Annotated in this window: 6 protein-coding genes; 4 read left to right on the top strand and 2 right to left on the bottom strand. The window is 62.6% G+C overall.

Features of this window, described 5'->3' with window-relative positions; all coding sequences use genetic code 11:
• Positions 1 to 9 precede the first annotated feature (9 nt).
• From EN964_RS11515 to EN964_RS37650, 4 genes are all read left to right on the top strand, one after another.
• Positions 10 to 5,220, top strand: a complete 5,211-nt coding sequence (locus tag EN964_RS11515) for a hypothetical protein (RefSeq protein ID WP_206528711.1) — start codon at positions 10 to 12, stop codon at positions 5,218 to 5,220.
• Between the two features lie 65 nt (positions 5,221 to 5,285).
• Positions 5,286 to 7,157, top strand: coding sequence for an HlyD family efflux transporter periplasmic adaptor subunit (locus tag EN964_RS11510; RefSeq protein WP_127269820.1), 1,872 nt, complete (start codon positions 5,286 to 5,288; stop codon positions 7,155 to 7,157).
• A 2-nt stretch (positions 7,158 to 7,159) separates the two neighbouring features.
• Complete coding sequence (locus tag EN964_RS11505) at positions 7,160 to 9,010, top strand: peptidase M50 (protein ID WP_127269818.1); 1,851 nt, start codon at positions 7,160 to 7,162, stop codon at positions 9,008 to 9,010.
• A 5-nt stretch (positions 9,011 to 9,015) separates the two neighbouring features.
• On the top strand, positions 9,016 to 9,231 hold the full coding sequence (locus EN964_RS37650; protein WP_206528710.1) for a hypothetical protein: 216 nt from the start codon (positions 9,016 to 9,018) through the stop codon (positions 9,229 to 9,231).
• A gap of 318 nt (positions 9,232 to 9,549) precedes the next feature.
• On the opposite strand, the gene EN964_RS11495 is transcribed toward EN964_RS37650, so the two are convergent.
• Together EN964_RS11495 and EN964_RS11490 are read right to left on the bottom strand one after the other, a co-directional pair.
• Positions 9,550 to 10,374 (bottom strand): alpha/beta hydrolase, encoded by an 825-nt coding sequence (locus tag EN964_RS11495; protein WP_164748775.1) that lies wholly within the window; start codon positions 10,372 to 10,374, stop codon positions 9,550 to 9,552.
• Positions 10,375 to 10,384: 10 nt separating this feature from the next.
• A partial coding sequence (locus EN964_RS11490; RefSeq protein WP_127276367.1) for an aldehyde dehydrogenase family protein occupies positions 10,385 to 11,292 on the bottom strand: 908 nt, incomplete at its 5' end.

Here is an 11,292-nt window from a genome sequence, read left to right as displayed (position 1 = left end):
GTCTTGGGTATGGAATTCGGCGAGAAGCCGTTCGATCCGTTCCCGCAACTGCAGGACGGCGAGAACGAGGATGACGAGTGGGTGTTCCCGCTCGCCAATCCCTACAAGCTAGCCGGCAACGACATCATCGACGCCAGCGCCTTGTTCGCCGGCACGCTGTCGGCAAACCTGCCGAGCGTCGGTCTGACGATCTATGGCGGCGCGGGCAACGACACGATCTACGGCAGCCAGGCTGGCGATCATCTCGCCGGCGGTTCCGGCGACGACCTGATCATCGGCAATCGCGGCGCCGACCACATCTATGGCGATAGCGGCGTCAACGTGAATATCTTCACGCGCCAGCTGTTCATCGACACGGTCGACAACAGTCCGTTGCCTTCGGCCGATCCGAATGCCGACACCAACGGCACGACGATCAAGCCGGTCAAGTCGTCGGTTCGCGACCTGATGAATGCGGGCGACGACGTGATCTTCGGCGATGGCGCTTCGCATCTCGGCTATGGGCCGAGTTCGGTCGCGGCTGCCGGCCTGCTCGGCGACTTCGACGACATCATCTTCGCCGATCACGGCGTGATCGAAATGTTCGTCGACGATCCGAACTTCCCGTCAGCCTTGAAGCAGCGCATCCAGACGACCGAGCTGGCGTTGGTCACCGGCATCAAATCGGCCGAACTGCAAAATGGCGGCGACGACGTGGTGTTCGGCGGCCTCGACCGCGACGTCATCGTCGGCGGCGCCGGGCATGATCTGCTCGATGGTGACCAGCAGGACGATCGCGTCTTCGGCGACAACGTCTACCTGTCGCGCCAGGGCGGCGCTCACGGCAATCTGTACAATGACACGTTCAGTCTGCGCTTCCAGACGCTGGCCGGAACATTGATGTACAGCCGTACCGACCGGCCGATGCCGGCCGGCCTCGGCACAGTCAATGCCGACAACAGCGGCCTGCTGCTGGTCGACAGCATCGCGCGGCGGTATCGCGATCCGGACGGGGCTCCGTGGTGGAGCGAGTATTCGGTCGACTACGCGGCGCTGCACACCTTTGCCTTCGACGAGGGCGCGGCCGGCGTCGGCAGCTTCGGCAACGACTATATCGCCGGCAGCGAAGGCAATGACGAACTGTTAGGTCAGCTCGGCCATGACGTGGTGCAGGGCGACGGCGGCATCGAGCTTGCCTTTGCCGGTACCTCGCATGTCGGCGCATCGCGCACATCCGCCGGCGTCACCGATCCGATCGGTCCGCTGACGGTGATCGCCTCCTTCACGGCGGCGACCGACGGCCAGGACTATATCGAAGGCGGTGGCGGCGACGACCAGATATTCGGCGGTCTCGGCCAGGATGATCTGATCGGCGGTTCCTCGTCCTTCTTCAGCCTCATCGATCCGAATATGCGGCCTGACGGAGACGACTATATTTTCGGCGGCGCCGGCATCGAGATTGATCGCAATGACGATAATCTGCCGAATGACGGCACGCTGGCCAATTCGCGTTTTGCCCGCGATGCCGACTCGATGATCGGCGACAACGGCAACATCGTGCGGATCGTCGGCGTCAATCACACCGACATCAATCCGACCGGCGCAGCCGGGCAACAGCTCTATGTGCAGTTCAACTACGACGTGAATGACCCGGCGCGCGCTGGTGGCGAACGCCTCGTCGTGCGTGGCATCCATCTGCTCGACTACACGCCGGGCGGCCCGGACTTCCGTCCGGACCTGTTCTCCAAAACCAACCCGAACAATCCTGCCTATCGCAACGAGTTCGGCCTATGGGCCAAGCAGGACATCGGCGGCCATGATGAGTTCCATGGCGAAACCGGTGACGACACCGCCTATGGCGGCGGCGGCCATGACCGGATCTTCGGCGATGCCGAGAACGACGATCTGATCGGCGGCTGGGGCAATGATTGGATCTCCGGTGGTACCGGTGAGGACGGCATCCTGGGTGACGACGGCCGCATCTTCACCAGCCGCAACAGCGCGACCTACGGCGAAAGCCTGTTCGGCGTGCTGCCATTGCTGGCGACCGATCCGGATACGCGCACCAGCCAGGGCGATGTGCTCAACGAGTTCATCTCCACTCCGGGACAGGTGCAGACCGAGACGATCAATGTCGGTGGCAAGATGAAGAAGGCGGTCGACCTGACCCCTTACAATCTGACGCCGAACGCACAGGGCGGCGACAATCCGCTGTTTGACGCCAATGTCGTGGACGATATCATTTTCGGCGGCCTGGGTGACGACTTCATCCATGGCGGTTCCGGCGACGATGCGGTCGGCGGCGGGGAAGCTCTGCCAGATTCCTATACGCAGCGCTTCGATGCAGCGGGCAATGTCGTGGGCATCGTGCGCACCGACTTCTCGCGGCCATGGAACCCTGGCGACGTGCTGAGGTTTGGTCCCGACAGCGATCCGTGGAATGCGCCGAAGCCTGTGCAGAGCCGGCTCGGCGAGTTCTTCCTTTATGACGAGTACGATCCGCGCCGGACAATCATGTTCAACGCCGATGGTTCGGTATGGAAGACCGGTGCGGCGCCCATCACGCGCCAGTATTTCCTCAACCTCGTCGACAATGAAGGACCGCTGGTCAACGGTGCGATCGCTTTTGCGCCGAACGGCACGCCGACGGCGTTTGCGCAGCGCAACACCGACGGCAACGATGCGGTCTTCGGTGACCTGGGCAATGACTGGATCGTTGGTGGCACTGGCCGCGACCACATCTATGGCGGCTGGGGCAACGACCTCATGAATGCCGACGATGTGCTCTCGACCAACAACTGGCTGAACGACCAGCCAGAGACGCACCCAATGTATGAGGACCGCGTTTTCGGTGGGGCCGGGCTCGACATCCTGATCGGCAACACCGGTGGCGACCGCCTGATCGATTGGGTCGGGGAGTACAACAGCTACCTGGTGCCGTTCGCACCGTTCGGTATCGCGACGGTAAGCCGGCAGGTGCCGCCGCAACTGTTCGACTTCCTCTATGCGCAGGCATTCAGCGACGGTGTCGACATCACCCGCACCGCTGACACTGGCAGCATCAATGGAGACGACAAGTACAGCCACGTCCATATGTTCATGGGCGGCGTGGAAGGTGAAATCGGCCTGATCACCCAGAAGGATCATGGCTTCTGGCAGGATCAGACCGGCGGTCCGACGGATCCCCAGGCTGGCAACATTCCGGGCGGTAAGCGAGACGTGCTGCGCACGGCTGACTTCAACGACGGCAATGCCAAGGTCGTGGCGGTCGATGAGGGCAATTTCGCCGTCACCAGCGGCAAGCTCACCGTTCAGTCGGCAAGCACCTGGGATCAGGCAGCCGCGGTTCTCTATCTCGACGCCTATACGCCGATCTACTACGAGCTCGCGGCGACCTTGACGGCCGACAAGCCGACCGGCGGCTGGAAGGCCAACTCCTACATCATCTTCGACTATTATTCGCCGACCGATTTCAAATATGCCGGCATCAATATCTCGAACGACCAGATCGAGATGGGCTATCGCGACGCCAGCGGCTGGCATCAATTGGTCAAGTCCAACAAGCCGGTGCAGCTCAAAGCGAACCAGGCTTACGATGTCCTGCTCGCAGTCAACGGCACGAACGTGAGTTTGACCGTCGCCGGCGTGAATTGGTTCAGTTACACCTTCGCGCCGCGCATCGTCGATGGCCAGCCGGTGGCGCTGAACAAGGGCCTCGTCGGTGTCGGCAACAGCGGCTCGAAGGGTACGGTGGACAACTTCCGTGTCCAGGTCTTGCCACCACAGATCACGCTCGACTACGCAGCCGAGTTCAACGGGCCGCCGACCTATCCGATGTCGAAGACTGCGGCTCAAGGCTGGACGCTCTCGGGCGGCAGGCTGAATGCGGCGGCCAGCGCTGGCACCAATCTGCTGGATGTCGGCCCGGCGATCGGGGCGGACGCCTATCTGGAACTGACGGCGAAGTTGAAGACCGCCGGGACCGCTGGCATCGTCTTCGACTACTACGGCGCCAACGACTACAAGTTCGTCACCCTGGATGTGGTTGGCCAGAAGGTTTTGGTCGGACACGTGACGTCGAAGGGCGGCACGGTGATCGATCAGAGCTTCGCGCGCACGCTCAGTTCAACGACGGACTATGACGTCCAGTTGACCATACGAGGCGCAGCCCTCTCGATCACCGTCAACGGCGCATTCGTCGGCAGTTATGGCTTCAATGCAGCAATTGCCGATGGCGAGTTCGGTCTGGTGACAGGCAATGCAGGTGCGTCTTTCGACCGGCTGCAGATCCGCACCAATGCGTCGGCGTTCAGCACCAGCTCCAATCAGTTGGCGCTTGCTTCGCTCGGCCAGGCCGCGGACACGGCAACGGCGGTCGGCATCGATCAGGCCAAGGCGATGTTGGCGCAGGCGGTGGCGATCTGGTCGGGAAGCGGCCAACTCGACGCGACACAACTTGCCAAGCTGTCGAACCTGGATGTCCAGATCACCGATCTGCCTGGCTCGGCGCTGGCACAGTCGGTGTTCGGCGCGGTGATGATCGACCGCAATGCGGCCGGACAGGGCTGGTTCGTCGACCTGTCACCTCTCGACAGCAGCGAGTTCCAGCTCGATGCCTCCGGGCACCTGACGGCGTTGCCGGGCGGCGCCGCCGATGGACGGATGGACCTTCTGTCGGTGCTGATCCACGAGATCGGCCATCAGGCGGGCTTGGATCACGATGAGGGCGACGCGGGCGTGATGTCGGCTGAGTTGGCCGCCGGCGAGCGCCGGCTGCCGGAGGCCGGATCTGCCGGTCCGCTGACTGAAACGCAGCTCTTCCATGATGGCCTGGGCGTCTTTGTCGGCGCGCAGGAGCATGGATTGCTCCAGAGCGCAGGCATTGCCCGGGCTGAACCGATTGGCGAAGCCACGACGATATCGAGCGCAAGAGCTTCCGGCGGCACGGCGGCGGCACATTCCAAGTCAGAAGCCGATACAAGCGCCAAGACCGACGACATCGTGCTGACCGGGGCTACTTCTGGCTTGCAGGCAAGCGGCCAGCTCAACTGGGTGTTCGACGAAGCCAGCGGAACCTTTGTTGCCGCACAGGGTCGGCAGCAGGACCGTCCGCACGATGCAGCGCCCGATGCGGATCAGGACGATGGCGACGCAACTTCGGACGACCTCAACGGTCTCGCCGAATGGAGCAACCGCAAGGGACTGCTGTCGCGCCTGTCCAGTCTGTTTGGAGTGCGATGAGACAATGATGGCGGCGCAGTTCACACATCTCGCGAACTGCGCGCGCCGCCTCGAAACGGCTGTCCATGGCCGATAGCATCCTTGAAAGTGATACCCACAGGATGCTGGATGATGCCGGCATCGTCAGCTACAGCGTTCTGGACCAGGCGCTGTGGACACGCTTCCGCACTGCCGGGACATCGGATGAGTTCATTGGCGCGTGGCTGGGCCTCCTGTGCCGCCAGATTGCCGATGCCTCGGCAGCAGCCCTGGTGCTCGGGGAAGCCGATACCGGGCCTTATGTGCTGGCCGCCGCATGGCCGAACTCACAGTCGCCGGTCGGCGGACTTCTCGCCGCCACCGAAATGGCCACGGGAAAGCGTCAGGGCGTCAGTGTATCGGGTCCGACGGACAACACACAAATCATCGCGTCACCCATCCTCATCGACGGGCATCTGTTCGGAGCCTGTGCCGTTGCGGTGAAGCGAAACGACGCTGCCTTCACCGACATCATGCGTAAGATCCAGTGGGCCTGTGGCTGGGTGGAGGTGCATCTGCGCCGCGGCATGAGCGATCAGAGCGAACAGGCGGCGCAGCGCAGCCGCTTTGCGTTCGATATGTTGGCGGCAGTGATCGAGAAGAAGCGGTACAAGGGCGCTTGCACCGCCCTCGTCACCGAACTCGCCATGCGGCTGAACTGTGACCCGGTCGCCGTCGGCGTGATGCGCCGGCGCTGGACGCGCGTTGCGGCGGTGTCGCATTCGGCGGCATTCGACGGCAAGGTCAGCTTCATGCGCGACATCGCGGCGGCGATGGACGAGGCAATCGACCAGCGGGCCGTGGTCGTCGCGCCACCGCGCCAGGGTCAGGAATATCGGGTCAGCATCGCGCACGAAGCCTTGACGCGCCAGTACAAGAATGGCGCCGCCCTGACCGTGCCGCTGCAGAGCAACGGCACGATGACGGGCGCGCTTACCTTCCTGCGGCCCGCCGACGCGAGCTTTGACCAGGAGACGATCTACCTTTGCGATGCAGTCGCGGCCGTGGTCGGACCGGTGCTCGAGGAAAAACGCGGTAACGACCGGACGATCTTCACCAAGGCGATCGAAGCGGGCTGGATCCAGATCAAGAGGCTGCTTGGCCCGCGCTTCATCGGGCGCAAGATTGCGACGCTGGCCGCGGTGGCGATAGCGGCCTATCTGAGCGTCGCCACCTCACCCTATGCGGTAACGGCGCCCGCGGTCATTCGCGGTTCGGTGCAGCGAACCATCGTTGCCCCGTTCAGCGGCTATGTTCTGGCTGAATTCGCCAAGGCAGGCGAAACGGTGCGCAAGGATCAGGTGCTGGCGCAACTCGATGATCAGGATCTGAATTTCGAACGGCTGCGGCTGGTCACCACCAAGGCTCAGAAGGAGACGGAATTCGACCGCGCTCTGGCGCGTGGCGAGCGCGCCGAAAGCCAGATCATCGAGGCCCAGATCAAGCAGGCGGACGCGCAGCTGTCGCTGATCGACGAACAACTGCGGCGCACCCGACTGGTGGCGCCGTTTGACGGATTCATCGTCGCCGGCGATCTGTCGCAATCGGTCGGCGCGGCGGTCGAGCGTGGCCAGGAATTGTTTCACATCGCGCCACTCGATTCTTACCGCGTTGTCCTGGAAGTCGACGAAAGCGACATCGATGACATCAAGATCGGCCAGACCGGCCAGTTGCGGGTCAGCGCGTTGCCGAGGGAGCCGCTGCCATACAAGATCGAACAGATCACCTCTGTCTCGCGACAGGGCAACGGCCGCAACTCGTTCATGGTCGAGGCTTCGCTCGCCGGGTCCCTCGAGCGGCTGCGTCCTGGCATGGAGGGCGTCAGCAAGACCCATGTGGATGAACGGCTGCTGTTCTTCGTCTACACCCAGAAGATGATCGACTGGCTGCGCCTGACCCTCTGGCGCTGGGCGGGCTGACCATGGACGGGAGCTATTTCAGTTCGTCCTGGTATCGCGTTGCGCAATTGAAGCCGCGGCTGCGAAGCCAGGTGAGCATCCACCGCACGATCTTTCGCAACCAGGTCTGGTATGTGATGCAGGATCGGACCTCTGGCCGCTTCCATCGCTTCACGCCGGAGGCCTATTTCATCATCAGCCTGATGACGGGCCGACGTACCATGCAAGACGTGTGGGACAACGCCTGCGAACACCTCGACGAAAAGGTCATTACGCAAGACGCGGTGATCCGTCTTTTGGGGCAGCTTCACGCAGCGGATGTGCTGTTCGGCGACATTCCGCCCGACATCGAGGAAATCGCCGACCGCGCCAGCAAGCAGCACAACCGCAAGCTTCTGTCGAAATTCGCCAATCCGCTGGCTATCCGCGTCGGGCTGTTCGATCCGAACGAGTTCCTGAACGCGACCTATCCGCTGGTGCGGCCGTTCCTGTCCTGGTTCGGCGGCGTCGCCTTCCTCGCGCTGGTTGCCTATTCGATCTTCCTTGCCGCGATGAACTGGCAGGCGCTGACCGGCGATGTAACCGACCGGGTTCTGTCGGCCGAGAATATCGTGCTGATCCTGATCGCCTATCCCTTCATCAAGGCTTTGCATGAGCTGGGGCATGCCTTCGCCGTCAAACGTTGGGGCGGCGAGGTGCACGAGATCGGCGTGATGCTGCTCGTGTTCATGCCGGTGCCCTATGTCGACGCGTCGGAGAGCCTGGCATTCCGGGACAAATGGCAGCGCGCCCTGGTGGGTGCGGCAGGCATTATCGTCGAGGGGCTGTTAGCCTGTCTGGCGCTGATCGTCTGGCTGAACGCCGAGGCCGGACTGGTGCGCGCCTTCGCATTCAACGTGATGCTCATCGGCGGCGTCTCGACCTTGCTGTTCAACGGCAATCCACTGCTGCGCTTCGACGGCTATTACGTTCTGAGCGATATTCTCGAGATACCGAACCTTGGTCAGCGGGCGACCAAATATCTCGGCTATCTGGTGCAGCATTATCTGTTCGGCATCGAAAGCGCCGAAACGCCGGCGACCGCGCAGGGCGAAGAGTTCTGGCTGTTCAGCTACGGCGTCACGTCATTCTTCTACCGGATCGGCGTCATGGTGGCGATCGTCACGTTGGTCAGCCAGCGTTACTTTGTCGTCGGCATGATGATGGCTGGGTGGGCGCTGGTGCTGATGGTTGGCGTGCCGCTGGCGCGCCAATTGTGGTTTCTGTTCACGAGCCCATCCCTGAGAAAAACGAGGGGGAGGGCCTTCGCCGTCGTTGCAGCCAGCCTCGCACTGGTAGCCTCGCCGTTCTTTGTCATCCCGCTGCCTTACGCGACCGCCGCGCAAGGCGTCGTATGGCTGCCGGGCGACGGAGTCGTCAATGCCGGTGTCGATGGCGTGGTGGCGGAAATTGTCGCGACGCCCGGCGCCAGGATCGAGCGAGGCGACCCGATCCTGCGGCTGGAAGACCCGTTGCTGGAAGCGCGGACCGTCCTCTTGGATTTGAGGGTTGGGGAGCTTGAGCGCCGCCTCGAAAAACTCGATGTCTCGGAAAAGGTCAACGCCAAAGTGGTGGCCGAAGAACTCAGGCTGGCACGCGCCGACCTTGTCATCGCACGCGACCGTGCCGAAGCGCTGACGGTACGGGCGCAGGCAAGCGGAACTCTGATCGTTCCTTCGGCAAATGATCTCGAGGGCAAGTTCGTGCGCCGTGGCGAGACGCTGGCCTATGTGACGCGGTTCGACCAGCCGACACTGCGCGCCGTGATCCCGGAGCGACGCCGACCACCATCACCGCCACCATGGTCAGGTCGATGCCGCGCCCGACGACGATGAACCCCATGCCGACGGCCAGCGTGCCGAGGATCGAGACATTCTTGAGAATGGCAAGGATGTTGCCCTGGCTCAGGAAATTGTTGAGCGTCGCCGAGAACACCAGGAACAGGACGGCCGAGATCGCGCCGACGACGAGTTCCTGGGACATTTTGATGCCCAAGCGCGCGGTGTCGGATTTGCCCGAACCAGCCAAGTCAGACCCTCCCTCGCTGCCGGTTTGAACCAGCGGCGTGCCAAAGCGGCCTTGCCCAGGGGCTTTGCCGCGACGACGTTTCCTCCACAGCCCTAAGCCGGCTGCTTGCGTAAAGACCATCGCGACTCAGGGCGGCAGGGGCAATTTCGATTTTCTGATGCGCTGTGCAGTTCGTCAGTGTGGAGAAAGAGGATGAGGAGTCGTCGGTTGTGTCCTCTGCCGGATTCACCTGCCGCAAAGCTCAGCCCGATGCCGGTAGCGTGCCGCGATCCCGTGACGGTACTTTCTTGAGTGACGGGAGTGTCTGGCCCGGCAGTCAAGCGGCTCTGCTTCCCCAGGTTCCGTCCTATAGGCCGTTTCCCTCGATCATCGCCATCAGGCAATCGCCAGATTGTGTGCCGCTGATGCCCAGATCACGCGCGCTGTTCATGTGGTTTCGGTCATTCAGGCGGAGGTCGCAGACAAGGTGCCCCTGCGCGCGCAAGCGCTTTCCGAAGTCGGCGGCCTGCTGGTGAAAAGGTGACGTTTCCTGATCTCCCACGAGAATGGTCGCTGCCGTCTCCGGGTCATGCCACCGCGTCATTGGGGTGAAGGCAGCTGCCTCCTCATCGGTGATTCCGATTAGCGGCTGAAGGAAGGACGTCTGAAGGGGCTTGAGGTCGTAAAGGCCGCCTAGCAGCAGCGCCGCACGTATGCGCGATGGCATTGGCGTCTTTTCGAACAGGAATGTGGCCAGGTGTGCGCCCGCCGAATGACCACTTACGCTTAGCCGGGCAGGGTCACCGCCATGGGCGGCTATATTGTCCAGCACCCATTGTTTGGCACGTCGGACCTGGTCGACGATTGCCGCCATCCTGACTTCGGGCATCAGCGCATAGTCGACGATGACCGCGATCGCCCCAGCTTTGGTGACTGTGTTCGCTACATAAGAATAGTCGCTCCTGGAGAACATGCGCCAGTAGCCGCCATGGATGAAGATGTGCACGGGAAGATCCCTGCGCGCGCCGGGCGGAAAGAAGAGGTCCAACCTTTCGGCCTTGCCCTCGCCATAGGCGATATCAGCCGACATCGGCAGGGTCGCCCGGGTTTCGGCGCTGCGGCTTACTATGTCGGCCACGATATCGTCAAAGTCGGCCACATGGTCGCGCGTGCGGAAAGGGTCGTTTGACATGACTGCCGGTTCAGAAGGTGACGGCAATATATTTAGCCTCCATGAACTCGGCGATGCCGTGGTGCTGGCCGCCTTCGCGGCCAAGGCCGCTCTGCTTGACGCCTCCGAATGGTGCGGCCGGATCCGACATCAGTCCTCGGTTGAGACCGATCATGCCGGCCTCGATCCCGGACGCCACCCGCATGCCGCGTCCAATATCGCGTGTGTATATATAAGCGGCCAGGCCATATTCCGTGTTGTTAGCATGTGCGATCGCCTCGGCCTCGGTGTCGAAGCGTGTGATGGGTGCCACCGGGCCGAAAATCTCCTCGTGCGCCATCTCCGCATCGGGCGGCACATCGGACAGCACTGTGGGCGGATAGAAGAACCCTTCTTCCTCCGAAATCGCCCCGCCGCAAAGCACCTTGGCCCCCCGGCCCACGGCGTCCTTGACCAGGCGGTCGATCTTGTCGACAGCCTTTCTGGTGATCATCGGCCCGCATTCTGTGTCTGCATTCGGTCCCGCTCCCACCTTAAGTGCCGCCATACGCTTGCGGAGCCCGTCGGCAAAAGCATCATAAATTCCCGATTGTACATAGAGGCGATTGGCGGCGGTGCAGGCTTCGCCGGCGTTGCGCATTTTGGCGATCATCGCGCCGTCGAGGGCGGCGTCGAGTTCGGCATCGTCGAAGACGACAAACGGGGCATTGCCGCCGAGTTCCATCGAACACGAAATGACATGCTTTGAAGCCTCGCCGAGCAAGGTTCGGCCGACACCCGTCGACCCCGTGAAGGACAGCTTCCTGACGCGCGGATCGGCGAGCATGGCCGAAGTAAGCGGCCCGGGACTGGTCGTGGTCAGCACGTTGACGACACCGGCAGGCACGCCGGCTTCGCTGTAGAGTGCCGCCAGCGCATAGGCCGTCAGCGGTGTTTCAC

This window comes from Mesorhizobium sp. M7A.F.Ca.CA.001.10.2.1 (assembly GCF_003998575.1).
Lineage (GTDB): Bacteria > Pseudomonadota > Alphaproteobacteria > Rhizobiales > Rhizobiaceae > Mesorhizobium.
The sequence above is the reverse complement of the archived record's forward strand: the minus strand, read 5'-3'. Positions and strand labels throughout refer to the sequence as shown.

Coding starts and splice junctions, on each gene's coding strand:
- EN964_RS11515 (WP_206528711.1), top strand. CDS start 10: ATGGAATTCGGCGAGAAGCCGTTCGATCCGTTCCCGCAACTGCAGGAC.
- EN964_RS11510 (WP_127269820.1), top strand. CDS start 5,286: ATGGCCGATAGCATCCTTGAAAGTGATACCCACAGGATGCTGGATGAT.
- EN964_RS11505 (WP_127269818.1), top strand. CDS start 7,160: ATGGACGGGAGCTATTTCAGTTCGTCCTGGTATCGCGTTGCGCAATTG.
- EN964_RS37650 (WP_206528710.1), top strand. CDS start 9,016: ATGCCGACGGCCAGCGTGCCGAGGATCGAGACATTCTTGAGAATGGCA.
- EN964_RS11495 (WP_164748775.1), bottom strand. CDS start 10,374: ATGTCAAACGACCCTTTCCGCACGCGCGACCATGTGGCCGACTTTGAC.